This is a genomic window from Clostridium sp. CM042, from assembly GCF_055080995.1.
Genome location: NZ_CM143646.1, coordinates 1271780 through 1298367 on the forward strand (window position 1 = coordinate 1271780; position 26588 = coordinate 1298367).

Sequence of the window (26588 nt, forward strand, 5' to 3'; positions counted from 1 at the left end):
TTAATCAAATAATTCCTTACAAACCCTTTTCAGTTAATATCTTTTCAAACTTTTTCTCTGACAGTATTTCGTTTGTCAGAAATTCGCCATTGTAAAACAGACTATATGTGTTAAACGGAGCAGGAGCATTTTGTGCTTGCTCCGTTGTTTCTAAGAGGATACTCTTGAACGGAATTCCTTTTTGCTTTGCCACATTTTCAATAAGTGGAACATACTTAACTGTAAAAGGACATTGATTTGAGTAATACAAAACAAATCCTTGCTCTATAATTTGTGGTGTTTTCACATGAGGTTTGAACTGGGGCTTTGATATATTTTCTTTAAAAGGTAAATATAAAAGTTCATAAAATGGTTGTGATGTATCAGCAAGAAGAAATCCTTTGTATCTCAAATACTTAGGATCGGAAAGGAAAGGCATTTTCTTTTTTGAGGAAAGAACAACAAGTCCTAATTTCCCTTTTTCTTTGCTATCTTTGATGCATTCCTCCAAAAGCAGATTAGAATTACCCAGACCTTTGAGTTGTCCTGATACCCAAAAGCAGTTGATAAACATGTAACCATCAGCATCAATAGGTGACCACGCTTTTTCAGATGGAATATACTCAACAAAGCATTTCCCCCGCACATCGCATTTTTTAAAAACAAGACCGTCATCAAAACGCTCTGAAATCCACTGCTTCTTAGAAGATACTTGACAATCCTTGTTGTTTGAAATAGCACAGCAAATATGTTCCTTTTCCAGATTATCCTTTGTTAATGTTATAATCTCCATATTATCACACTCCTTTCACACCCACTAAATTGGATTTTATTTTAATGCAATGTAAATATCAATGTCTGCATTCTCCCAATCACTGTTATGATATTCCTCGAAATCTCCAGTAAAACTTCTGAAATATTATCAATTGTCAGGTGTCTAAAAGCTATATCTTAAACTTAAGAACTATTTCATTAAGCTTCTGAGCAAGTTCTGCTTGGCTTTGCGCCGTTAATGCCACTTGTTCTATTGCGTTTGTAGTTTCAATCATACTCACTTTTATTGTTTCTGCTTCTTCACTTGAGTTTTGTGATGTCTGTGCCATACTTTGAACAGCTTCACTTACTTGACCAATCGTAGCTGTGATTTCCTCAGACATAGCCGCAATTTCATCCGACACCTTACTTACAAAATCTGAATCATTATAATACTGATTACCTGTTTCCCCATAAGCATCAAATTCTGCTTGTACATCTGTATTAACAAACTTTAGTATGTCACTCCCTGTATCAATACTGCTTTTAAATGCCTGCTGAACTTTGACAATAGTATCTTGAATACCTGTTACTGCCTGGGCTGATTGTTCAGCAAGCTTTCTTACTTCGTCTGCTACTACAGCAAACCCCTTGCCTTGTTCTCCCGCTCTGGCTGCTTCTATTGCAGCATTCAATGCAAGCAAATTGGTTTGCTCGGCTATACTTCCTATGGTATCTGCCATAACTTTTATACTATCTACTACTTTTCCATCTTCAATTGCTTTTAACATCTTATTTTGTTTATCAACATATATTTTTTTAGTTTGCTCTAAAGCTTTTTGACTATTATTCTTAACTCCTGTAGCCCTTTCTTTAGACTGATTTGCATTATTACTCCCGTCCATAGCTTTTGAAGATAATATATTAATACTTGAATCTACCTCTTCAACAGATGCACTTATTTCCTCAGAGGCTGCACTGGACTCTTGAATATCCAAAGCGATAGTCCCTACTGCTTTATCAATAATTACAACTTTAGAAGATAGTTCTTCAACAGTTGCTGAGAGTTCCTCTGAAGATGCACTTAAATCCTGTGAATTTTCCATAATTACTTTTACCAAATTACTTATATTTTTCTGTGCAGTATTTAAGGCTACCCCAGTTTGTCCAAATTCATCCTTTCTTGTAATACCAATAAGATCAGAAAAATCATAAGATGATATTCTGTTTGCTAAGTCTTTTATTTTATTTAACGGACCAATCATATTCTTAGTTAATATGTAAGCCATAACAATTATAAACAAAAATGCTATAGTTGTATAAGTTATGGTCGTATTCCTAACTTCCTTAAATTGAGATATGTTATTTAAATTAGCCTGCTGTGCTGATTTTATGTTCATAGCAATTAATTCATCTAATTTTTCAAAAACAGAAATTCTTATTCCCTCATCCTCTGTGTTGTAGATTTTAAGTGCTTCATCATATTTGCCGGCTTTTGCACCTTCAATCATCTTAGTATTTAATTCATTATATTTTGCTAATTCATTTTTAAAATCATCAGAAGTTTTTGTCATTTCTTTTGCTACGTCATCATCTAATTCCTCTGGTAGACTATTATATTCCTGCATTGTTTTTCTAATTCCATTTGTTAAATCATTATTAATTTTTATGTGGTCATCTAATTTCGACTTATCTTTTTCTAAAATAATTCTAAGCATTTCAGCGCTACCATACTCTAAACTATTTTTTATTTCTCCCAAATTCTTAATAGACATTAGATTAGCACTATATATAGACTCAGAACCATTATTTATCTTTGATGCGCCTACTATCCCATTTGCTCCTATTAAAATAATTAAAATACAAATCACTGAAAATACTGATATAAGTTTTTTTCTTACGCTTAAGTTTATAAAAAATTTCATTTTAGCATTTACCTTCTTTCGTTATAATATGTTCCTTACGACACAAAATTTTTATTTAACTTTCTGTAATCTATCAGTATCTATAACAATTTCTGAGCCATCAGTAACTAGTTCAATAAGTAATGGTTGTGTTCTATTGTGTAGCAAGTCCTTTATGTTATCAACTTCCTCATTTGAGGTTATCTGTATAGCTTCTACTCCCATGGCTTCTGCAATAGAAGCTATACTTTTTTTAGCAAATTTAACTTTGCCTTTGCAACTTCTACCATATAGTACATTTAATCCATTATTAACAAGCCCTAACATTGAATTATTTACAACAAAGTAGATAATAGGTATATTATATTCTTTAGCTGTTAGTATTTCCATTCCATTCATGTAAAACCCACCATCACCTACCATTACAGCATATGTTCTATCAGGACTCGCTAAGTACGAACCTACAACTCCCCCTACACCGGTTCCCATACATGCGTAATTTATACTTGTTTGAAAATCCATTGTCTCTTTTATTGGCATATACTTAAATAAATAATTAAAAAAGTCCCCCATATCACTTACGAAACAAGTATCCGCAGGTAGTAAGTCTGATATTTTTTCAGCAAATAGTCTTAAAGACATACCTGTATGGTTCTTTACATAAGGCTTATTCATCAAAGGTTTAATGAATGGATTTTCCTTTACTGATACATTGTTACTAATTAAAGTTACCGCTTGTTTTAGGTCGTAACAAACAGAAATATCTTCTTTATATACTTTATTAAACTCCGTTACATCCCAGTCTATTCTTATAACTTTTCTATCTTTAACGAGAATATCCTTGTAATCCCTTGTTGCGGCTTGTCCTAAAGATGAACCAAGGATTAATAGACAGCCAAATTGTTCTTTCTCTACATACTCCACAGCTCCATCTGCTGAGCAAAATCCATAATTTCCAATATAATAAGGGAAGTTTGTGTGCACAACTCCTTTACCATTGGGTGTAGACATTACAGGCCATTTAAGTTTTTCGCTTAATGCTTTTATTTCTTTACTAATACCTCTTGAACCTCTACCAACTAAGATTAATCCCTTTTGAGTATTATTAATTTCATTAATAGCTTCTTTTAAACTTTTTTCATCAAACTGCATTGGTTCAATAACTATTTTATTAGTAGGAAGAATTCCTTTAAATTCATTATTTTGAATATCAAAAGGAATTGATAATGCAACGGGGCCATATGGTGGTGTCATGGCTATTGTAATTGCTTTTTCAATCTCTTCAATAACTTCATCCTCATTTAGAATATTTTTCGAGTATTTTGTTAAGCTACTAAGCAATTTTATATTATCAAATTCTTGCAAAGCACCTTTGCCCATGAAAGACCTTTTTATATCCCCATTTATAACAAGCATAGGAAGTTTATTTCTTTGTGCGTCTGCAATTCCATTGATGGCATTGTTTACACCTACACCACCTGCCAACATACATACCCCTAATTTATTTGATAAATCAGAATATTTTGTAGCGCAGTAAGCAGCTCCTGCTTCATTCTTTGTTATTATAAATTCTATATCACTGTCATTTAAAGCATCCAGTATACCAGCAAATGTTGCAGATGGTATTCCAAATACGCACTTCACTTCATTAAGTGTAAGTGTCTTTATTATTGCGTCAGCTATTCTCATATGCTATATCCTCCATCACTTTCAATTAGTTTCTTTTATAAATTAGGCTATGTTAGACAATATTGAGCTTTAATTCTATGTTCCATTCATTACATAAAATTAAACTCATATTTCCAATCTATTCTATCATATGAATAATTTATACATTTTCATACTAATTGTAACATAATTTTCAAATATTATGCATTAGATTTTTTGAAAATAATTAGGTTTATCAATGGTTACGTTATCATAGGAACTATATGCATTCCTATGGCAATCAACAAAATAAGAATATCAAATTAGGTACTCTAATTATTTTGAATTTAATATTATAATTTGAGCTTCTAAAAAAATAGGATGTTGATTAAAATTACTTATACAGAATATTTATGTTAAATATGTAGAAAATAATAACATGAATATGTTTTAGGACTTGGTTAATGAAAAGTATGAAACGAAATAACTTTTTTTTAAAAAATACTTGAAATGCAATTTCAATTATGCTAATATAAGCTCATAAGATGAAACCGTACACAAAAGAAAAATGATCAGTAATAAAGGAGGAAATATGGATATATTAAACTTAAAAAAACTAACAACAGAAAGTAGAAATGAAAATACCATGGACATAGATAAGATTTCAACCTTAGAAATGGTAAAAAAAATAAATAACGAAGATAAAAAGGTAGCAGAAGCCGTGGAAAAGGAACTTCCTAAAATAGTAGAAGCCATAGATTGTATAGTTGAAAGAATGTATAAAGGAGGGAGATTAATTTATATAGGTGCAGGAACTTCTGGAAGACTTGGAATTTTAGATGCATCGGAATGTCCACCTACATATGGAATTTCTGAAGAACTAGTACAAGGGATTATAGCAGGTGGTAAACAAGCTATGTTTAGTGCAATGGAAGGAGCTGAGGATTCTAAGGAACTCGCAGTAAAAGATTTGAAAAATAAAAATATAACAGAGAATGATACAATAGTAGGACTTGCAGCATCAGGTAGAACTCCATATGTTATAGGAGGACTAGAGTATGCAAATGAAATAGGAGCATTATCCATTTCAGTTACTTGTAATGCTAATTCACAAGTTTCGAAGGCATCGAAAATATCAATAGAACCAGTAGTTGGAGCAGAAGTTGTGACAGGATCAACAAGATTAAAATCAGGAACAGCTCAAAAACTAGTATTAAATATGTTATCAACAGGAGTTATGATAAAGCTAGGTAAAGTATATGGCAACCTTATGGTAGATGTAAAATCAACAAATGAAAAACTAATTGAGAGAGCTAAGTTAATAATTTGCGAAGCAACAGGAATAGCTATTGAAGAAGCATCAGAAATATTAAATAAAACAGATTTTGATGTTAAGCTATCAATATTCATGATATTATCAAATCTTAGTAAAGAGGAAGCAAAAATCATATTAGACGAAAATAAAGGATATATAGCAAAAGCACTAAATAATATCTAAAATAGGGAGGAAATATTATGGTAAATAAAGATATAGCTAAAAATTTAGTGGAGCTAGTTGGAGGGAAAAATAATATAAAATCTGTTACAAACTGTATGACTCGATGCAGATTAGAACTTAAAGATTTTTCAAAAGCTAAAATAGATGAAATAAAAAAATCCGAAGGAGCCCTTGGAGTGGTTGAGTCCGAGGGACAATTACAAGTTATTTATGGACCAGGCAAGGTAAATAAGATAACTGAAGAAGTCACAAAAATACTTGGGGGAAATGTAGTTTTAGGGGAAGATGCAGTAGCAGAAACTAAAAGTAAATTAAAAGAAAAGAATGATACTAAGTTTAAAAACATACTAAAAAAACTAGGGAATATATTTATTCCCTTAATACCACTATTCGTAGCTTCTGGGCTTGTACTTGCGGTTAATAATATAGCAGGAGTATATTTTGGAGATGTATATAAAACCACAACTGCAGCTCAAATAATAGCTCTTATAGGCAATGGAGTATTCTCTATATTATCAATTTTAGTTGGTGTAAATGCAGCTAAAGAATTCGGTTCACAAATGCCAATGATGGGTGGAGTATTAGGTGGTATCCTTTCATCGCCAGCACTTGCAACGATAACTCTTTTTGGAACAGCATTAACTCCAGGACGTGGGGGAATTATTTCAGTAATATTAGTAGTAAGTTTAGCATGTTACATTGAAAAGGTTTGTAGGAAGTTTGTACCCGATGTATTGGATTTATTCGTTACACCACTCGTTACACTTACAATTTCAGTTTTAGTAGCATTATTTATACTCCAACCAATAGGGGGATTTATTTCAGATAGTATAGGCTTAGTCGTAGCTCAAACCATAGCATCAGATAATATGATAATATCAGTTATATCAGGAGCAATATCAGGAGGGTTATTCTTACCACTCGTTATGACAGGAATGCACCAAGCATTAACTCCAATACATGCAGATTTAATAGCTAATGTTGGATTTACAGTATTACTTCCTATATTAGCAACAGCTGGAATGGCACAAGTAGGAGCTACTATAGCAGTACTCCGAAAAACAAAAAATGAAAGATTAAGGAAAGTAGCTAAAAATGGATTAATACCAGGATTTTTAGGAATAGGAGAGCCATTAATATATGGAGTAACATTACCACTTGGAAAGCCATTTGTTGGGGCTTGTTTTGGAGCAGCACTAGGTGGAGCGGTTATGGCAATATTTAAGGTAGGAGCAGTTGCATTAGGTGTATCAGGATTACCACTCGCATTATTAATTGCAAATGGAAAAATGCCAGTATTCTTATTAGGTGTATTGGTATCCTATATAGGTGGATATTTCTTTACTAACATGTTAGGTTTTGAAGATCCAGTAGAATAGCAATTTATGATTTGAAGGAGGGATTTTTATGAGTTATGCTTTTTCTATTTATTTTGGACTAGACAATACAAAGGAAGAAAATATAAAATTATTAAATGATGCTCATAAACTTGGATTTACTAGAATATTTACCTCATTTCATATACCAGAGGCAAATTATAGCATTTTAAAGACTGAGGCACAAGAATTTTTCAAGTTGGCTAAAAACTATAATATGGATATAATAAGTGATATTTCTCCTAACACATTTAAGTTTTTAGACTTAAATGATATGGATTTGAAGGGACTATGTGATATGGGGGTTAAGACTATAAGAATAGATTTTGGATATACAGAAGAAGAAATATCTAAAATGAGCAAAAACACTTATGGAATTAAAATTCAACTAAATGCATCAACAATAACTAAAGATTTTTTTGAAAACCTAGATAGATATTCCCCTAACTATAAAAATGTTGATGCATTACATAATTTTTATCCAAGAGTGGGTACAGGTATTTCAGAAGAATGTATGAAAGAGAAAAATACTATTTTAAGTAAAAGAGGAATAGAAGCTTCTGCTTTTGTACAATCAAATAATAGAAAAAGAGGCCCATTATATGATGGCTTACCAAGTTTAGAAGATCATAGAGGTGTAGAGGTAAGAGAGGCTGCGAATCATTTGTTTGCATTAGGAAATAAATCTGTATTTATAGGTGATTCACTACCAAGCAAAAAAGAACTAGAAGATTTATCTGGATTAAATCCAGATGCAGTAGAGCTTTTTATAGAATTAAAAGAATATGATAATGTAACCCTAAAATTACTTACTGAAACTTACACCCAAAGAGAAGATGAGGCTAGAGATGCTATAAGAGCTAGTGAAAGTAGATTAGTTCTTAATGAAAACAAAATAAAGGCATTAAATACAGTGGATAAAAATTATGGAGATATTATTATAGATAACGAAAATTACATGAGGTATATGGGAGAATTACAAATATTAAAAACAAGTCAAAAGAGTGATTATAGGACAAATGTTGTAGCTTCTGTTTTACAAAAGCATATTTATCTATTAAAATATATAAAGGGTGGTAGAAAATTTTACTTTAATATAGTAAATAATTAGAGCTACCATCAAATGTAAATAGGGCGTGATATTATGAACGTATTACAATATATAAGGCAAAATTACGATAGTTTTACAGATAGTGAAAAATTAATAGCAGATTATTTATTAGAAACTAAGGAAAGTATCATATCAATGTCAGCTAAGGATATAGCCTATACTACTAAAACATCAGCTCCAACAGTTGTTAGGTTTGCTAAAAAAATAGGTTTTAATAGCTTAAATGAAATGAAGCTTAAGTTATCTATAAATTTAGATAAAATGGATCAGGATATAGAGTTTCAATACTTAGATAAAGATTTAGGAACAAAAAATATAATTCATGTAATAAAAAATTCAGTAGATTCTATCATGGAACAGACAGTTAGATTGTTAAAGGAAGAAGAACTAGATAATGCAATAGAATTACTTATAAATGCTAAAAATATATATATATTTAGTGTAGGAGTATCAGCTTTAGTAGGTCAAGATCTTTATTATAAGTTAAGCAGGATAAATAAGAGATGTATATCACATACAGATACACATTTGCAAATAACCTCATCTATATTAATGGAGCCAGGTGATGTAGCAATAGCAATATCCTACTCAGGGGAAACAAGGGAAGTTATTAAATGTGTAGAAAATGCAAAAAAAAGGAATGTTCCAGTAATAGCAATAACAAAGGCTAGTGTAAATAATAAGATAGCTGACATCTCAGATGTAGTATTACGTGTGCCAGCAGTAGAAAAATCTTTAAGGGAAGGTGCAATTAGCTCGAGAATATCACAGCTAGCACTAATAGACATGTTATTTATAGGAATGGTTAGAAATAATATAAAAGAAGTAGAAGAAATTTTAATTGAAACAAGAAAAGCAGTTAAAGAATTGTATAAATAGGGGAAGTTAAGTATATTGGTGTGAAAAACCTAGATGTTATCTAGTATGATTTAATATTATTTTTAATAGGTAGTTTTTTATTTTATTGCTTTGGGTATAAAAAAGTGTATTAAAATATATCATTTGATGACAACTTACTAACTAGAGTTTTTCTGTTTTTAACCATCATTACTTTTTCCCATTTCTTTATTCCACTTAAACCTTTAAGCTTTCTTACATGATGTACTTCAATAAATGCTTATGATATGTATATACCTATATATTTTACAATAAAGTTTTAAATAGTATAATACTATTGGTGCTAGACCTGTTTATTCTGGTGTAACGGGTAAATAATATAAAATTTTCAAAGGATATCATTTCTTGCCATTGAACTTTTAAAATAGGATGTGATATAAATTATTTCTTTTAAATCTATTATTACAGGTATTATAAATTTATTTAAATATTTCTTTTCATTTTTTATATCTCTAATGTTTATATTCTTTTTGCAAGATATTATGGGATTTAATGATGATATTGGATTTTCTTTTGCATTATTTACCCGTACATTACATATGCCATGACCGCCTGCTGGAATATGGCAATTATGAGGGCAAAGTTTGCAATAAACTACCTCTCCTTGTTTTTCATAAAACAAAGCTTCTTTTTCCATAATTACCACTCCTATTTATGCCTTATAACCTCAAACTTTTCTATAGAATATTTTTCATTTGGGGAAATTGATGCTTTATTTAATACTATACTTATCTGCTCCCCTATGGTCTTAACACCAGCAAGATCTGGTAATAGTAGTCCACTCTTTCTACCGCTTCTCACAATAACTCCATATTTTTTTGGATCTAGTTGTTCTTTTAAAGCTGCTATAGGCTCCGTTAAAACATCTACGGAAAACACAATATCCTCAAGTTCTCCCTCCGATACATGACTAAACCTTGGGTCCTCTTCTCCTGCTTCAATGGCATTTCGCATTATTTCACTTGCTACACTTTCTGTTACGGGAAAAATTGTACCTATGCAGCCCCTTAACTGTCCAAATTTTTTAAGAGACACAAATACCCCTCTTTTATTATTTATCATTTCCTCTGTTACATAGCTTGGTTGATCCATGAAATTACCCTCTATTAGATAATGAGTAAGACTTTCTCTGGCAAGCCTAACATAAACATCTTCGTTATTTACTCTTTCCTCATATTTTTTTCTTTTTTCATTAGTAATTTCTGATAATATATCTCTATCACTGTTTTTAAGGTCAAATTTCATTACTGCATAGCCCACCCCGAAGGTGCCTTCATAGGAAAGGAGTTCTCCCTTTATTTCATTACCTTCCATTGCTCCAAGCATTATATAATAAGACCTTAAGCCACATTCTCCAGCATTTTCAACCATTTCTGGATTTATATTAAATACCCCTGCTACATCACCTTTTGTTAATAGACTTATTATTTCGGCATCAAACACTTTTCCATAGGGATTATAATCATAAGGCCCTTCATCTTTAATATGATGTGAAAGATCACCACTTCCAATAAATACGGCATTTTCATTGCTCTCCTCTATTGCCTCTTTAATGAGTTTACCAAATTTATATAACTGTATAGGACTAAGCTGTTAATTTATTTACATCCTCTTTTTGTGCTACATACAAACTTGATATTGTTTGACCTAGAAATGGAAAAGTTGCATAGCCGGTTTGCTTAATATAAATTTTCCCATTTATCTCTTTTACGAATTATGGATAGAAATTTACGCTATCCCAGCCTAATCCGTAGCCCAATGTATTATCAGTATCTTCTGACCAAATACCTTTTAGATATTCCTTATTCTCCATTGCCTTTAGGGATTCCATTTGAATTTTTAGTGAAAGTTGTTGCAAAAGTACATAAATCTTCTGCACTTGAATAAATCCCACCAGCACCAAAGGCATTTACGTTTTCTACTGGTAAAGCACTAGAAATTCCATTATTATATGTCTTAGCTAATCTATCTCTATCAAAGGTTTCAGCAATCTTTGTAGTTCTTTTACTTTTCGCTTTATTCCGTGTTGTACACCAGTTAGAAGTCGGCACCCTTTCGGGTATGTCATTTGACATTATCTACACAGTTATTTCTTATTTCTGTTGGTTTACACCATAGTAGCTTTTGCTTTTTCTAACGTTCCTTTACCCTCTAAAGAGTTGTATCTTCCTTACGGTCGACCTACCATTTCCATGGACTCCATAGGGCTTATCAAGTTTGACTTCCATTAGTTGCGAATGGGTTAGGTCTAATCAATACACCGACAGATATTTGGGTAGTTGCATATGCACGTCCAAAGTTGCATTTTCCTATCTGTAATGCAATATCTAATCATATCCTATCTATTGCTGCCGTTAACGACGCTTAATCATAGACCTTACCATTCTTTCCCTTGCCCATGACCATCTTGGATATTAGATAATCAATTAGGCTTTTCCTCATGCAACCCACCCCAGAGTTACTTCTGACGCAGTTTCAGATGGGAATGTCTTTACTACTAAGACAGCAGATTACTCTGCACTAATATTATTACAAGAAGAAGCCACTTCTTGTCGCACTTAGGCATCCGGCTCCCCATATGAACCAACTATCACATAAAACATAACATTTATTCGCTGGTTGTGGTAAGGATTTTATAAACTCAATTGCCATTTGGATTTTACTCATGTTTTCTTTATCGTAGATTGCAATTTTGGAATCTTTTCAAAGTCTTTAACTATTTTTATTACTATCAAGAAATTTCAACATTAGGATATAATTCTTATTACAAATACATTTTTTAATATTAATTGTTTCTATAAGGGTAAATCTTTTTTTTGAAATGAAATCGAACCGACTGTATAAGTAATTACTGCTATACAAAGAAGAAGACATATCTTCCATATCCATGCATTCCCCCCCGAAGTGATACCCTCTACATCAAATAAAGATACTATTGTAAAATATTTAAAGCTATCAAATCCTTTAACACCAGACTCTGAGAACATTTTCAGCATATTAAACATCATAAATATTATACAAATTAATCCGCCTGAACTTGTAGCATTTTTGGAAAGATTAAATATTCCTGAAAACATAAAACAGATTCCGCCCAATGCAGCTACACATACAAATGCACCAAGATTTAGTTCAATAACTGTTTTTAATGCAATACTGTCTTGAATAACTACACTAGTAATGGTATGAACAAGTGTTGTAGATAAAAACATTACCGACAGCGAAAGAAGCATAAATATTATTTGTGTAGATGCTACAGTTGAACGTTTTGTCGGTGTTGAAAGTATATATGCCATTGAACCCTTGTCAACCTGTGCTGCAAGAAGTTTATTCGCTGTAACCATTACATAAATAGTAGGAAGTACTATACCAAGCATGCCGTAAAACATTGTATCAACCAATCCTGAACTAGCAATTCCTTTCATGGACGTAAGCTGTAAAAGAATTAAATCCATAATAACTGTCATAACAAGCCAAATTCCCCAATTTGATTTTATTGACTGCTTAAATAATGGTAAACTAAACATTTTTATTTCCCTCCTGTATCTTTATTTCCTTTTCAATAATTTGTGTATAATAGAATTCCAATGTATATGGAATATATTTGATATATCGTATGTTGTATTTTGCAAGTTCGGCAAACAGTTCATTTATGTTGCCATCATCTACAAACAGCATTAGATGTTTATAGTTATCATTCTTACGATGTATCTTAAATTTTTTGCTGTTTGCAAATTTCTCATATTCATTTGTATCCTCAAATCCAACCTTGTAGATCTTAGCCATGTCTGGATCACGCATTGACCTTTCTACAAAATTTATAAAATGGCCATTATGTATGAATGCAACAGCATCACATGTGGCTTCCAGTTCCTTAAAAATATGACTGCTCATGAATACTGTCTTACCTAAACGCTTATGTTCAAGTATAAGCTCAATGAGCATATCCCTCATAAGAGGATCAAGCCCAGTAGATGGTTCATCCAACAAAAGAATATCTGGTTTTGACATAAATGCTGCAACTAATGCAGTTTTTTGCTTCATCCCCTTACTCATTCTTCTAAGTTCTGCATCTGTATCAAGTTTAAACATATCTATAAGTTCATTAGTATATGTCATATCTTTTATACCAAGAAATTCTGCCTGGAGTTTTAAAAATGTAGTCCCAGTACCAACGTCAGGAAAATCAATTTCACCAGGAACATAACCTATAAACTTCTTAATCTCAAAAGCGTCTTTCCATGCATCCATGCCAAGTATGGAAACATTGCCCTTATCAGGCTTTACGAATCCCATCATACTACGAAGTGTAGTTGTTTTTCCACTACCGTTTGTTCCTACAAGCCCATATATCTGGCCTCTCTTAACGCTAAAATTAAAATCGAAGATTCCTCTTCCATTACCGTAATCCTTGGTAATGTGTTCAACTTTTATGATTTCTTCCACTTTTAACACCTCCAAACGTTTTATCATTCTTATAGAAATGCATAAAAAAATCTTCAAGACTTATAGAAGCCTCTGAAAACCCAGTAACATTGTATTTTGCAATCGTTTCTAGGAATTTATTTGTCATTGCATCTTCCATAACTATTACAACTTTATTAGATTTATCATTTTTATAAGTTATTTCAAATCCTTCATTTAAAAAATGATTATATTCATCCTTTGTTTTGAGAATGACATTAAATTCTTTCCTTAATCCATGTTTTACATCTATTGCATTAAGAATTGTTAATATCTTTCCTTCCTTTATAATGGCTATCCTGTCGCATAATTCTTCAATCTCACTAAATATATGACTAGAGAGAAGGATTGTTTTTCCTCTTTCCTTTTCATCATGAATAAAATTAATAAACTCTTCTTGCATAACTGGATCCAGACCACTTGTGGGTTCATCCAAAAGTAATACATCAGGATCACCCATAAAGGCTGCAATAACAGCCAGTTTCCTTTTTTCCCCTATACTCATAAGTTTCACATTTGGTGAAGGATCCATATGAAATCTGTCTATAAGATACTTAATTCTTTCATCATTATTTCCGTTTTTACGTAATCCCTGCATCATTTTTATGAACTGCCATCCTGTTTGTCCATCAGGAAGTGCAACTTCACCTGGAAGATAACCTACATGCTTCAATATTTCACTATACTTTTCACTGCAGTTCATTCCTAATATTTCTGCGGTTCCACTTTGCGGTTTTGAAAATCCCATAAGCTGTCTCATCGTTGTAGATTTTCCTGCACCATTTGGTCCAAGAAAACCTAAGGTCTCACCCTTTGAGACTTTAAAACTAACATCATATATTCCTCTTCCATGACCATAATCCTTAGTCAAATGACTTACTTCTATATATTCCAAATTTATTTTCTCCTTTCCTGAAGGGTCATGCCGTTCATGCCCGCTAATTTTTATTATTCCAACAGCTTGCTTTTTTTTACATTCTTTATAGATCACATCATAATAAAGCAATCTCAACATTCCACAATGAGGTTTGATGCCCAATTCATGATATGGATTTGGAAAACAAATCCTCGTGACAATTCTTTCAAAATGGCAACATTTTCTCCGTTCCTATAGTTTCTTTGTACATTATTTAGTTTGAGTCCAACATAGAATTCACTTCCTTTTGCGTTATATGCATTAGTTTACTAGATAAATATCAACTGAATATCAACAAAAATCACAATTTCTGTTGATATTCAGTTGATATTTTAGAGTCATTATTTTATGCTATACTTATATAAATGGAGGTGTTCATAATGGTCAGAATATTAGTTGTTGAAGATGATACAAACACAAGAAAACTGATGTGCGCAGTTTTAAAACAAAATGGATTTGAAACATTGCAAGCGAATGATGGTGTAGCCGCACTTGAAATTATGGATAAACAGCACGTTGATCTTGTTATTCTGGATTTAATGATGCCAAACATGGGCGGATACGAGCTGACAAGACAGCTTCGACTATCGTGGAAAAACCTGCCGATTTTAATGGTGACAGCAAGACAGTCTCCGAAGGACAAACGACAGGGTTTTATTGCTGGCACAGATGATTATATGATCAAACCCGTTGATGAGCGGGAAATGGTGCTGCGCATCAAAGCGCTACTCCGCAGGTCACAAATATCAAGTGATCATAAGCTCACTATCGGCGAAGCAGTGCTTGATTATGATACGCTTACCGTATCCCGTGAGCATGAAGTGTTTACACTGCCGCAAAAGGAATTTTACCTTTTATTCAAGCTGCTCTCATACCCAAACATGATATTTACCCGTTTACAGCTCATGGATGAGATATGGGGAATGGAATCCGAAACCGATGACCACACACTTAATGTGCATATTAACCGCTTAAGGGACAGGTTCAGGGATTGGACGGAGTTTGAAATTATAACGGTGCGCGGGATCGGATATAAAGCGGTTAAAAAGGTATGAAACACCAAAATGTAATCAAAAAAAAGTTGAACCTTACCACCTCACTAGTATTGTTTGTTTTTGCAGTCATGATATCAGCACTCATGTTGACTATATTCATTATGATGGTATTTCACCATATAGGTTTGCTTTCATTATCAAACACCGACAGTACGAACATACGCGGAGACAAGCTTTACGGATTTTTATTTGCACTAATCGGGTTCTGTATTTTTCTTGGAATAACAATCACCATTTTTTTTAGTAAAAAAGCGCTGGGTCCCATCCGCAAAGTGATTGACGCCACACACAAGATCGCCGAGGGTGATTTTAGCCCTCACCTGGATATCAAAGGCGTTGGCGAGTTGGAAGAATTATCACAGAGCTTCAATAAAATGATACATGATCTGTCATCCCTCGAAATGCTCCGCAGCGATTTTGTCAATAACTTTTCCCACGAATTCAAAACACCCATTGTATCCATCCGAGGTTTTGCCAAGTTGCTTAAAAACAGTAATCTCAGTGAGGAAGAAAAACAAGAATACCTTGATATTATTATTGCTGAATCTGAACGTCTGGCGGAACTTTCCACCAATGTTCTTAATCTGTCTAAATATGAATACGTTGAAATCATTTCAGATAAATCCCTATTTAGACTGGATGAGCAGATCAGAAGGTCAATTATTATGACAGAACCGAAGTGGTCTGTAAAAGAGATTTTTGTAAATGTAGAACTGGATAAAGTGATTTTTAACGGAAACGACGACTTAACACAGCAAATCTGGATTAATCTGTTGGATAATGCAGTCAAATTCTCTTATCAGGGAGGACTTATCAGTGTAAGTCTTTTAAATTCAACCGGTGGCATCCGGTTTTCCATTCAGGACAATGGAGCCGGTATGGATGAACAGACTAAAGCTCACATTTTCGATAAATTTTATCAGGGCGATACTTCTCACTCCAAAGCGGGAAATGGCCTGGGTCTTGCCATTGTAAAACGAATTGTAGAGCTGTTCGGCGGTACCATAGAAGTGCAGAGCGAACTTGGAAAAGGTAGCATATTTACCATTTTACTGCCGAATGAAAGAGTATAATATAGCTGATCATCTTGGAAATTATTTTCTCTTGTCATTGAGACCATTGGTTATATAGATAATGTTACAATAAATATTTTACTATACATTAAAAATAAAATAATTTTAAAGTAAATAATGTTCTATCATAGTAAGTTACTTTTACCTGATGTGCAATATTCTTAACTGTAAATTTTCTTCTTCATTATAGTATCCATATGATACTATAATGGGGTAGTGCTCGCAATTTGTGCAAAAGTCCCATTAAGAAAAAACAGTTACCATAAATTCAATAATTGAAATAGGTAACTGTTTTTTTATTAGATTGCTTTTAATGGTCTCATATTATTTACTAAATCATAATCATAATTATCATCAAAACTATACTGTCCAATAAAATTTATATGTTCCCATCCTAAAGGAGAAATATGCTTCATATATAATTCATTAACTTCTTCTGTTTCTTTTAGTTTCTCAATAACTTTAGATAAATATAATGTATTCCAAAGAGTTATTGAATTTATAATCATGCTGAGAGCAGTAGCTCTTTGTACTTGTCCTTGAATATCTTTATCATAAAGCATTCCGTGTTTTCCAAAAAATAAAGCTCTAGCCAAAGCATTTATTGCTTCACCTTTATTTAATCCCGTATTGATTTTTCTTCTGAAATTCTCATCCGAAAGATAATCTAATATGAAAATTGTTTTTTCTATCTTTCCAATTTCACTTAATGCCTTCGCTAAACCATTTTGTCTTGAATAGGAGCCTAATTTACTCATTATTAATGATGCTGATACTTTACCTTGTTTTATTGAATGGGCAAGTTTCAATATATCATCAAAATTCTCTTTTATAATATTAATATTTATCTTACCTTTTATAACTGATTGGATATTTTTAAACTCTTCTTTTTTTCAACATAATATAATTTGCAATCTGATATATCTCTAAGTCTTGGTGCAAATCTAAACCCAAGCAAATGAGTTAATCCTATAACTTTCTTTAGTTTCCTTATCTATACCCGCAGAGGCCGAGCCATTCAGTCTATTGAATGATTCTGTTAAAGTATTCTTGTTCATTAAATAAGCCAATGAACAGAATTTTGCTTCTTTATTTCTGCGAGCTACTTGTGCTATGCTTACAAGTTTTGTTCTCACTGTTATTCCAGTTCTAAACCTGGGCAGTGTTTCTCTTTTAAGCGATTTCATATGTTACTCTCCTTCCTTCCTCCGGAATTACCCGTTATCTTTAGTACTATGAGAGTATCCGACTTCCTACTAGCATTTGCGTTCCTTACTTCTTCAGTTTGTACTGCATACTTTTCATTTGAAAAGACCAAGTAGGATCTCCCCGAGTTTCCGTATATTCTCAATGTTTAGCTAGGTAGGGCCTCTGACTACGGATGCGTTTATTTGCACTCGCTTTAACGCACAAATAAATGTTGCTTTCCACGTACGTGAACGTTTCTGCCACATCATTGACCAACTTTTCGAAGCTCAATACCATTCACTGCTGGGTTACCATGAGAATAGGTAAAGCTCCGATATTTTTACCTCGGCTTTTTCCCCTCTCCCAAACTGTACGGGTAAACGTATCTTTGCCGTTTTTACCACGTGGTGTTTTATGGTGACAATGATATTCTTCAACAGACACAAAATCGCCCGACAAATAGCTTTTACCTTTGCAACTACTATATTTGCTAATTCTAAACTCACAATACTTACTGCTCTCATTTGACCACTTCGCATTTTCTACTAGATATTTTATATCTTCCAGTGAAACTCCAGGTTTATGATTTTTCTTTTCTCCATAATCATATGGGTTAGGCCTAGTTACTTTACCTCTAATAGCATGTGTTAGATTACTATCCCAATTAGCCCAACCTATCTGCACTATAGGAATTTTACTACTTCCATACAAATAGTATCCAGTTTTACCCCAACTATTATATTTTCCATTCATAAAGTTATCCTTAGATTCTTGATTAGTTGTAAATGTAGTTTTATCCTCCATTGTGTTATAAAATTTCTTGTAAATCCGCCATCCTAGCTTTCCAAAGCTTTCGTTAAATTCATTCATCCCTATAAAATAGTTATGTAACCCTATTATATAGATATTCCAAGCCATTATGTTTTCATATTTAGGTTCTTTCTTAATCCTACTCAACTTTTTTCTACATTCATTAACAATTATATCTGCTTTATCTTCTGGTAAGTCATTGACACAATGCATATTTCTAGTCTTATTATATTTATTATTCACTTTCCTTAAACTAAAGTTATATACTAGATATTTCATTTTATCATTATTCAAATCATATATTTTCGTCTTATTTTGATTGATTTTCAATTTCAAGTTCTTTGTTAAGTACCTATTTACGCTATATTTAAATTTTTCAGCGTGATATTTACTTTCACAAAGTATAAGTAAGTAAGTAAACCAAGGGAACTTCACCCTTAGTTTCTCTCAGAACCGTACGTGAACCTCTCAGCTCATACGGCTCCCATCATTCAGTCGTTGGTAATATTCCCATTTTCCAGTGTGCAAACAAATTTCTATCTCTTTTCGCAATACTTCCCAACCAATATTCTGCTCTTCGTTTATGTTTTCGTTTCTTATACTTTCTTCGAACCCATTTTACTAAAGCATTATTGATATATCTTAATACTGAATACATTTCCGTTTTATAGAAATGTGTATAATAGTTAATCCACCCCTGTATCTTTTTATTAAACATACTTGATATATCCCACAAGTCTTTATCTACCTTCAACTGTACTCTCCAACTTCTTACTTCTTTCCTAATTCTTTTCTTTGCATTATCTGCTATCGCTGGTAAGAAACTTGTAAAATACTTTCCATATTTACTTTTTGCGCCTCTAGGCTTAAATGTATACCCTAGGAAGTCAAATGATATATTTGGATAATCTCCCTTTCTATCATCATCTTTACAGTATACAATCTTTGTTTTATCAAGGTTCAGTTGCAATCCGTATTCTTCGAACCTTTCTTGCAACCGTCTTTGTAGATATTTAGCCTGTTTTAGGGATACACAGTGTGCTATTCCATCATCTGCGTATCTTGCCCACGGAATTGTTTTGAATTCTTTTGTTATAAAATCATCAAACACATAATGTAAAAACAGATTCGCAAGTACTGGACTTATGACACCCCCTTGCGGAGTTCCAGAGATTCTTGGCACTAGTTTTCCCGTTTCCATTTGAAATGGTGCAGTTAACCACCTTTGAATATATAGAATAATCCATTCTTCATTTGTATGTTTTTTTACCATTTTAATTAAAATGTCATGTTTGATATTATCAAATAGTCCCTTTATATCAAATTCAAGGACCCAATCTTTCCTCCAACACCTTTTTCTTGTAACATCAAGTGCCTGTATTGCAGATTTATTAGGTCTATATCCGTAGGAATCCTCATAAAACATAGTCTCTACTTCTGGTTCAAAGTATAGTTTAACTAGCATTTGTGCAATTCTATCCTCAACAGTCGGTATCCCTAGTAATCTAGTTCCTCCACTTTTCTTTGGAATTGCAACTGCTTTTACAGGTTGGGGAAAGTAACTTCCTGATGACATCCTATTCCAGATTTTATATAGATTATTTTTCAAGTTCTTTTCAAAATCTTCAATTGACTGTCCATCAACTCCATATGTTCCCTTGTTTGCTTTCACCTTTTCGTAAGCTGTAACTACAGCTCTTTTAGAAATATTAAACGGCTTTGTTTCCATCATAAGCTCCTCCTCCTTTTCAAAGTTGACTTATTTCTGAAACTGAATAACTTGAAGTCCTTTGCTCCACTTCCATTACAGAAGTTTCTTCACTACTACGACCCAATCTGCCCCTATGCTTGCATCGATACTCTTTTCTCACAGTTCTTCTGCTTGAAATACTCTCTTAACATCAAGCCGTAGGTTCCCACGTTCCATACAAATGCCCATACTAAAGTCATGCCACCTTTATGCCGCCCACCGCCTAGCCAGTAAACAGGTTTCCTCTAGGCTTATCCCAAGTTAACGACTACCCCCTGGTTTTGATGGAGTCTCTACGCTTTCGACATTTTCGTAAGTGATTCACATGCTCGTTCATCTCTTTAGTACATACTTGACAGATTTACCTCTGCCTTTTCCTTAACGCTAAGCACCATAACTTTTGATTACAGCACCTTAAGGTAGTTTGAAATCTCCACCTGCATGGCGATTTCGGAGGACCTTCCTCCATCATCTGTATAGCACAGCTATATTAATCAACTCTTGCGAGTTGATTACCACGCTTTCGTGGCGCACTATCGTCAGCATATCTTACATGAATACCAATTTTCAAATTAGTATATCTCATATTTCTTCTACAGTTACCATTACTATTAACAAACTTTTTCGTACTCTTATCATGCCAATCATCACCTTGGTCTCTTAACCAAACGTCAAATCTATGCAAATAAATATTAGATAGTAAAGGTCCTAATATACTTCCTTGTGCACTTCCTTTAGGGTCATATATCTTACACCCTTTTTCAAAGTATCCTTTTTTAATGAAACGATATATATAATTCAAAATCACTTTATCTTTAATACCGATACTCCATAACTCTCTATACATTACATCAGCATCTAATGTTCCAAAATAGTCTTCCATATCAACTGATAATACATAAGGCATAGTTGTGCATTGATTTTTAACTTTAGCTATTGCATTATGTGTAGATACTTGCTCCCTAAATCCAAATGAACTAGGAACAAATTTAGTTTCGCAGTACGGTTCTAGAACTAATTGTATACATTTCTCAACTAGTTTGTCCCACACACTGCAAATACCTATTGGTCTTCTCTTTCCATTCCCCTTAGGAATATACACACGTTTTACATAATCCATTTTCTTGTTATATAGTCTCTCTCTAACTATTACTGCTAGTTCACAAAAACATCGTTCCGTTAAAGTATCATAGTTTGAGCCATCAGGGCCTTTTGTCATACGACCTTTACTTTTCCCTAATTGTCTTACTGCTAACATAACATTCTCTTCCGAGCAAACTAATTCGTGCAGTTTACGCATATCTATTCTATTATTCTGGAAATTTTCAAATCTTTTTTTCATATCTACATAATAAATATTGTTTGTACTCATAGGAGTCTCCACCTCCTTTCTGTACGAATAGTCTCTTTCATCTAATTTGGCGAATTAGAATTTACAAAAATAATTTTATACACTAAAACGTCTAAGGCCCTTTCCTTTACCACATTTCTTAATATGATATCCAAGCGGTACTACGGCCCCTCTGTTAACCTATTAATATTCTTTCTTAGCTTACCCTTTCGGTGCAACTAGTCCTCAAACATTGCAGAATCGACTTATTAATCCTTATCCGTTAGGTCAATCACCTTTACCGATATATTCTCCTTAAATATTGCACTTAGAACTCCTCTTTACTCCGTTTTTCTCAGTTCTTACCTGGTTAGGTTTTACACCTAATCTATAACCACCATAAGGTTATCCTCCATCTGTACCCAGGTATATACATTGAAGTAGAAAAATTAATTCAACCTCCCATCTGAACTAGGGATAGGCATCATTGATTACGAAATTTAACAACAAGGAAATTATATTCATATGCAACAGTACCCGAAGTGTGACTTTACAGCCAGTGTCTCCGTCTTCACCTATGCTTCGCAACATTACATTACTGCAACGCTGGCAGGAGTATTAGTAAGCCTCAGTATCCATAAGATTATTGGCTCCTATGCCGGACTCGAAAATATCAGTTAACTAACAGAAACCATTTCTTAAGTAACTATTCTATCAGCCTAGAAAGCTTATCGTCACTACTACACAACGTTTTCGCTAACTAAAAAGGTCGCACACCCAGTCAATTCTACCTCGCTAACTTTCTGTCTACGCTTAAAATGTTACGTTACCGCAACATCTCTAAGACTCGATACAAAGCGATTTGCTAAATCTTAACTTGACAGGATTCCCACCTGCTATAATATACGCCCTGTCGCGACGCACCACGTATGTCAGCTGTACCCGAATATAAGGTAGTCCAATATCGGACTACCTTATTGTCACAATTAAAGAATATTATGGCTAACTAAAATCTAACTTACAATTTATACAGGCAAAACTTATTTTATTTTTGTCAAAATTAAAAGGATATAATACTAACAATAATAATAATATAATAAAAAGCGATATCAATATATTGTAAAACGATATCAATATATTGTAAAACGATAAATTATGTGTTAAAATCATTTTAGAATAAAGTTAGTGAGGTGCTTTAAATGAATGTTAAACATGGTTCAACCACTTTCTTAAAGGTAATTATTTTTCTGATTGGAATTGCGGTGCTTGCTTTGTGTCTCTTTTGGTTACCTAGGCTAGCCATTAGAGAACCAAAAGCACATCCAAGGGACTACTCGCTATATCCATTATTAGGATATGCTTATGGATGCTGTATTGCGTTTTCTGTTGCATTGTATCAAGATTTTAAACTATTAACCTATATTGAAAGGAACAATGCTTTCTCCGAGTTATCACTTAAATCTTTGAAGGTCATAAAGAAATGTGGTTTAACAACCATCTTCTTCATCGTGTTAGGGATAGTAACCTTAAAGGTAATTGCTAAAATCTCAGGAGATGACCCAGCAGGTCCTATATCATTAAGTCTAATGGCTATTTTAGTAACAAGTATCATCACCGCTATTGTGGACGTGCTTCAAAAACTATTAAAAAATCTTCTAAATACAAAACCAGAAAATGATTAACGTTTTGATAAAATTCAATTAGTGATGTTCTTTTTATGAAACAAGTTACGACACACTTTTTAAAGCTAGCTGCTATTTTTATAGGAATCCTAGTTCTTGCATTGTGCATATTTTTGGTGCCTGAGCTGGCTTTTTCGGTGATTTGACGGTCTGAGGTAGCACATTTTTAGGTGAATATACTCATATCAACATTATTGTCTAACAGAGCCTAAATTTTATATACAAATATATTATATAAAATTGAATATATTTCCTTAAAAAAATTATAACGTATGTATTTTTTTGTTAATACATGCGTTATTTCCATTAAATATTGTGCTATTTTAAGTGCTAAAGATCAGTAGAAAGTGAAGATAAACGAAGAAAAGTGTATGTGCTTACTGATGAGGGGAAAGAGGTATTAAACCTGGAGATTGCTAGAATGAGGCATTTAATAAATATCTCTCAAAATGTAGTTTAATAGTAGAAGGGAGCAAAAATCATGAGAAAATTTAAGACGTTCGTAGACATGGATAAAGAGGAAGAATACTTAGATGAAATGGCTAAATGTGGATTTGTGCTTAAAAAATATAGTTTTTTTGGAGTTTATACCTTTGTTAAAGAAGATTCTGTAGATTTGCATTATAGAGTTGATTATCGTGTATTCAAAAGTAAAAGACAATTTGAGGAGTATAAAATTTTATTTGAAGATGCTGGTTGGGAGCATGTTTCAGGAACACAATTATCATTATCAGGAGGACAATATTTTATTCCTAAGTTATCAAATATAGGTTTGTCGGATATTTTTTCAGATACAGAATCAAAATTTGCAAGGTACAAAAGATTTATTGATCAGTGTATTTGTAGTTGTGTGTGTATGTTAGTTTATATGTTTAGTTTAAAAACCAATAATTTGAGATACTTAACACCTGGACTATGGGAGAAAAATGGAGATGACTTTTGGAGAGCTTTTATTTTTGAAACCCCAGTTGTAATTTTACGATTTCTGCCTTTTATAATTCTTCTTATATTATCAATAATATACGGTAATCGGGCCTTTAGAGCAAAAAAAATGTACAATAAAAGTCTAACTGAAAATAAAAACAATTGTTTATAATGTTAATAATTAAAGGAAAAAGACATGAAATTTAATTTTCACGTCTTTTGTTTTTCCCATTCCTAATATGTAAAATATTTTTTATTTTAAACAAACGAGCACATCCCAAATATCTAAACTATATTTTTCCTAATTAAGATATTTTAAAAATACAGGCTTTATTTAAATCAAAGAAATAAGTTGTAGTTTACTTACTTGAATAAACTGCTAACATTTCAGTTGTATTAGTCTTAATATCCCCAATCGTCAACTCGCCAATTACCTGTTTTACTATCCCTTATTAATGTCCAATTCCAATTAGAATAAGTTGAATTTGGATTAAAACTCCCATCACCTCCTGAAAAATCCACATTAAAAGTAGAAAGCAAAACAATTACATTCTCAGACTTGACACCATTCGCTGAACCTTTTCCATATTTCAAGTAATCTCCAATAAAATAATTTGATTTCTTTTCGTCATACCATAATTTTGTAAGACTACATCCCCTAAAATCCTTGAATTTTTTCTTTACACAATTTGTTGCATCATTCATTTCCCCTTGGCTAAACTTATCTGATTTTCCAATACTTACTACATCATTGTCGGTTTTACCAACTTGTTTATAAACCAATAAAAATAATACTACTAAAATTAGACAAAGAAAAGATATTATTTTTTTCATATAAAAACCCTCTTCATTTTAAAGTCATTTAATGAACAATAAATTACCATTATGAACCAACTTATAAGTAAAGTATACCATTATGTACCATATATCACTATTATTCAGAGTAAATTCAAATATATTATGTATAAAAATGGGAAGTGGCCCGTTTTTACATGAATGGTTCCCGTACACCAAAAAGGCAAGCCATATTTACCTTCGGAAATATCATAGTTAAAGAAATAATTCCATGGGTCAGAGATAATTATAATATTTCTACTAAAAGTTCTGAGTCCATAATCGGTGAATTTAGTTTAGGTGGGTTAGCTGCGGCTTACTTAGGATTAAAACATTCTGAAGTTTTCGGTAACGTGCTTTCTCAGTCTGGTTCCTATAGTTATTGCCCAAAAGGTTATGAAATCCAGTGTTGGCTAGCTACCCAATACGAAGCAATAGATAAATTACCTTTAAAGTTTTATTTGAATGTAGGCGTTATTGAACTTAAAGAACAGATAATTTATACAAATGTAAAATTAAGAAATGTACTACTAAAAAAAGGCTATACGGTTGACTTTGAAAAGTTTAAAAGTGGTCATGATTATTTATGTTGGGGAGAAACTTTAGCAAATGGTTTAATTTCACTCATTGGAATTAAATAGGATTTTATAATAAATATCGGAAATTTATTTTGCCTAATTAATATGAAATTTATGATTTCGTGCAAAAAAATTAAAAGGTCAAAGAAGTTAAATTGGGTAGTTTTGCCTATCCCGCCAAAAAGGTATATTAGCATATTATAAATAACCTACAACAAGGTCCAGCGTACCTGTAAGCCCTAGTTATCATAGATGACAAAACCATAAAAGGCGTATCACTTTGTTAGGCGCCTTTTAAGAATGATGTGCATCAGTAAATTTATATAATAACAGTTAAATTACCATAAATAAGCAATAATCTTAGGTACCGATGATACAAGAATTACACCTATAATACTCACTAAAACAACTTTAATTAAGTCTCTTTTTACATCCTTTTTATTTTTATCCATTAGTACACCTATGACTATCCCAAGAAGCATACCCAATCCAGCTCCAATAGCTATATTATTAAATAGTACTCCAAATGCTGCCCCAAATGCTAATCCAATTCCAATTCCAGCACCAAGATAATAATTCTGTTTATCTTGTTTTTCATTATTATTGGGATTCTCATTATTAATATTATTTTTATCAGACATATTTAATCAACTCCTTCTAACCTCAACTTTTGTTACTGCACATTATCTAACAACTGCGTCGTAACTCTTATACATAATATTATCATTATTTATCACACTTTGTAATAAATTTTTACAATCAATATGATTTTAGTAGATTAATAGTGCTAAAAGTAGTAAAAGCATGTACCCGAAATGGATA

Annotated in this window: 25 protein-coding genes and 1 pseudogene; 9 read left to right on the forward strand and 17 right to left on the reverse strand. The window is 32.5% G+C overall.

All coding sequences use genetic code 11. The features are described 5' to 3' along the window. Nucleotides 1-16: 16 nt before the first annotated feature. The 3 genes from ACWJJ7_RS05980 to ACWJJ7_RS05990 form a co-directional block, all read right to left on the reverse strand. Nucleotides 17-772 carry a YoaP domain-containing protein gene (locus ACWJJ7_RS05980; protein ID WP_462964385.1) on the reverse strand — a complete coding sequence of 252 codons (756 nt, stop codon included), beginning with the start codon at nt 770-772 and terminating at the stop codon, nt 17-19. Nucleotides 773-923: 151 nt separating this feature from the next. Then, nucleotides 924-2657 (reverse strand): methyl-accepting chemotaxis protein, encoded by a 1734-nt coding sequence (locus tag ACWJJ7_RS05985; protein WP_462964386.1) that lies wholly within the window; start codon nt 2655-2657, stop codon nt 924-926. A 51-nt stretch (nt 2658-2708) separates the two neighbouring features. After that, complete coding sequence (locus ACWJJ7_RS05990; protein ID WP_462964387.1) at nt 2709-4325, reverse strand: thiamine pyrophosphate-binding protein; 1617 nt, start codon at nt 4323-4325, stop codon at nt 2709-2711. A 550-nt stretch (nt 4326-4875) separates the two neighbouring features. On the opposite strand from ACWJJ7_RS05990, the gene murQ reads away from it, so the two are divergent. Genes murQ through ACWJJ7_RS06010 form a run of 4 tightly spaced genes read left to right on the forward strand, consistent with a single transcriptional unit; the run spans nt 4876 to nt 9147 of the window. Further along, complete coding sequence (gene murQ, locus ACWJJ7_RS05995) at nt 4876-5781, forward strand: N-acetylmuramic acid 6-phosphate etherase (RefSeq protein WP_462964388.1); 906 nt, start codon at nt 4876-4878, stop codon at nt 5779-5781. 17 nt (nt 5782-5798) lie between these two features. Then, the gene (locus ACWJJ7_RS06000; protein ID WP_462964389.1) at nt 5799-7160 is read left to right on the forward strand and encodes a PTS transporter subunit EIIC; all 1362 of its coding nucleotides are present in this window, start codon (nt 5799-5801) and stop codon (nt 7158-7160) included. A gap of 28 nt (nt 7161-7188) precedes the next feature. Next, nucleotides 7189-8268, forward strand: coding sequence for a DUF871 domain-containing protein (locus ACWJJ7_RS06005; protein ID WP_462964390.1), 1080 nt, complete (start codon nt 7189-7191; stop codon nt 8266-8268). 33 nt (nt 8269-8301) lie between these two features. After that, on the forward strand, nt 8302-9147 hold the full coding sequence (locus tag ACWJJ7_RS06010; RefSeq protein WP_462964391.1) for a MurR/RpiR family transcriptional regulator: 846 nt from the start codon (nt 8302-8304) through the stop codon (nt 9145-9147). A 109-nt stretch (nt 9148-9256) separates the two neighbouring features. Here ACWJJ7_RS06010 and ACWJJ7_RS06015 read toward each other — a convergent pair whose 3' ends face one another. The 7 genes from ACWJJ7_RS06015 to ACWJJ7_RS06045 all read right to left on the reverse strand — a co-directional run bounded on the left by ACWJJ7_RS06015 (nt 9257) and on the right by ACWJJ7_RS06045 (nt 14521). Further along, nucleotides 9257-9379 (reverse strand): HNH endonuclease, encoded by a 123-nt coding sequence (locus tag ACWJJ7_RS06015; RefSeq protein WP_462964947.1) that lies wholly within the window; start codon nt 9377-9379, stop codon nt 9257-9259. 114 nt (nt 9380-9493) lie between these two features. After that, nucleotides 9494-9802 (reverse strand): hypothetical protein, encoded by a 309-nt coding sequence (locus ACWJJ7_RS06020; RefSeq protein ID WP_462964392.1) that lies wholly within the window; start codon nt 9800-9802, stop codon nt 9494-9496. An 11-nt stretch (nt 9803-9813) separates the two neighbouring features. Beyond that, entirely contained in the window at nt 9814-10746 is a 933-nt protein-coding gene (amrA, locus tag ACWJJ7_RS06025) for an AmmeMemoRadiSam system protein A (protein WP_462964948.1), read from the reverse strand. A gap of 221 nt (nt 10747-10967) precedes the next feature. Beyond that, nucleotides 10968-11240 (reverse strand): hypothetical protein, encoded by a 273-nt coding sequence (locus tag ACWJJ7_RS06030; protein ID WP_462960734.1) that lies wholly within the window; start codon nt 11238-11240, stop codon nt 10968-10970. Nucleotides 11241-11960: 720 nt separating this feature from the next. Beyond that, on the reverse strand, nt 11961-12689 hold the full coding sequence (locus ACWJJ7_RS06035) for a hypothetical protein (RefSeq protein WP_462960733.1): 729 nt from the start codon (nt 12687-12689) through the stop codon (nt 11961-11963). Continuing rightward, nucleotides 12682-13608 carry an ABC transporter ATP-binding protein gene (locus ACWJJ7_RS06040; RefSeq protein ID WP_224578860.1) on the reverse strand — a complete coding sequence of 309 codons (927 nt, stop codon included), beginning with the start codon at nt 13606-13608 and terminating at the stop codon, nt 12682-12684. Before ACWJJ7_RS06040 ends, ACWJJ7_RS06035 begins: the two co-directional genes overlap by 8 nt. Next, nucleotides 13586-14521 (reverse strand): ABC transporter ATP-binding protein, encoded by a 936-nt coding sequence (locus tag ACWJJ7_RS06045; RefSeq protein WP_462964393.1) that lies wholly within the window; start codon nt 14519-14521, stop codon nt 13586-13588. The genes ACWJJ7_RS06040 and ACWJJ7_RS06045 overlap by 23 nt, the downstream gene beginning before the upstream one ends. A gap of 401 nt (nt 14522-14922) precedes the next feature. On the opposite strand from ACWJJ7_RS06045, the gene ACWJJ7_RS06050 reads away from it, so the two are divergent. Together ACWJJ7_RS06050 and ACWJJ7_RS06055 are read left to right on the forward strand one after the other, a co-directional pair. Next, complete coding sequence (locus tag ACWJJ7_RS06050; protein WP_462960731.1) at nt 14923-15597, forward strand: response regulator transcription factor; 675 nt, start codon at nt 14923-14925, stop codon at nt 15595-15597. Continuing rightward, nucleotides 15594-16670 (forward strand): HAMP domain-containing sensor histidine kinase, encoded by a 1077-nt coding sequence (locus tag ACWJJ7_RS06055; RefSeq protein WP_224578854.1) that lies wholly within the window; start codon nt 15594-15596, stop codon nt 16668-16670. The genes ACWJJ7_RS06050 and ACWJJ7_RS06055 overlap by 4 nt, the downstream gene beginning before the upstream one ends. A gap of 299 nt (nt 16671-16969) precedes the next feature. Here ACWJJ7_RS06055 and ACWJJ7_RS06060 read toward each other — a convergent pair. From ACWJJ7_RS06060 to ACWJJ7_RS06080, 5 genes and pseudogenes are all read right to left on the reverse strand, one after another. After that, nucleotides 16970-17628 (reverse strand): annotated as a pseudogene (locus tag ACWJJ7_RS06060) (Tn3 family transposase). Beyond that, nucleotides 17615-17857 (reverse strand): hypothetical protein, encoded by a 243-nt coding sequence (locus ACWJJ7_RS06065; protein ID WP_462964394.1) that lies wholly within the window; start codon nt 17855-17857, stop codon nt 17615-17617. The pseudogene ACWJJ7_RS06060 and the gene ACWJJ7_RS06065 overlap by 14 nt, the downstream one beginning before the upstream one ends. A gap of 298 nt (nt 17858-18155) precedes the next feature. Beyond that, a complete protein-coding gene (locus ACWJJ7_RS06070) occupies nt 18156-18947 on the reverse strand; it encodes a hypothetical protein (protein ID WP_462964395.1) in 792 nt (263 codons plus the stop codon). A gap of 208 nt (nt 18948-19155) precedes the next feature. Beyond that, entirely contained in the window at nt 19156-20400 is a 1245-nt protein-coding gene (gene ltrA, locus ACWJJ7_RS06075; RefSeq protein ID WP_224578743.1) for a group II intron reverse transcriptase/maturase, read from the reverse strand. Nucleotides 20401-20908: 508 nt separating this feature from the next. Then, on the reverse strand, nt 20909-21790 hold the full coding sequence (locus ACWJJ7_RS06080) for a reverse transcriptase/maturase family protein (protein ID WP_462964396.1): 882 nt from the start codon (nt 21788-21790) through the stop codon (nt 20909-20911). A 1157-nt stretch (nt 21791-22947) separates the two neighbouring features. On the opposite strand from ACWJJ7_RS06080, the gene ACWJJ7_RS06085 reads away from it, so the two are divergent. Continuing rightward, nucleotides 22948-23430: a DUF2975 domain-containing protein gene (locus tag ACWJJ7_RS06085; RefSeq protein WP_462964397.1), complete on the forward strand. Its 483-nt coding sequence runs from the start codon at nt 22948-22950 to the stop codon at nt 23428-23430. Nucleotides 23431-23911: 481 nt separating this feature from the next. Further along, nucleotides 23912-24526, forward strand: a complete 615-nt coding sequence (locus ACWJJ7_RS06090) for a DUF2812 domain-containing protein (RefSeq protein WP_462964398.1) — start codon at nt 23912-23914, stop codon at nt 24524-24526. 230 nt (nt 24527-24756) lie between these two features. Here ACWJJ7_RS06090 and ACWJJ7_RS06095 read toward each other — a convergent pair whose 3' ends face one another. After that, nucleotides 24757-25188 carry a DUF4829 domain-containing protein gene (locus ACWJJ7_RS06095; protein WP_462964399.1) on the reverse strand — a complete coding sequence of 144 codons (432 nt, stop codon included), beginning with the start codon at nt 25186-25188 and terminating at the stop codon, nt 24757-24759. A gap of 158 nt (nt 25189-25346) precedes the next feature. On the opposite strand from ACWJJ7_RS06095, the gene ACWJJ7_RS06100 reads away from it, so the two are divergent. Next, on the forward strand, nt 25347-25829 hold the full coding sequence (locus ACWJJ7_RS06100; protein ID WP_462964400.1) for an alpha/beta hydrolase: 483 nt from the start codon (nt 25347-25349) through the stop codon (nt 25827-25829). A gap of 275 nt (nt 25830-26104) precedes the next feature. Here the strand turns inward: ACWJJ7_RS06100 and ACWJJ7_RS06105 are convergent, their stop codons facing one another. Next, nucleotides 26105-26407: a hypothetical protein gene (locus tag ACWJJ7_RS06105; RefSeq protein WP_462964401.1), complete on the reverse strand. Its 303-nt coding sequence runs from the start codon at nt 26405-26407 to the stop codon at nt 26105-26107. Nucleotides 26408-26588 lie beyond the last annotated feature (181 nt).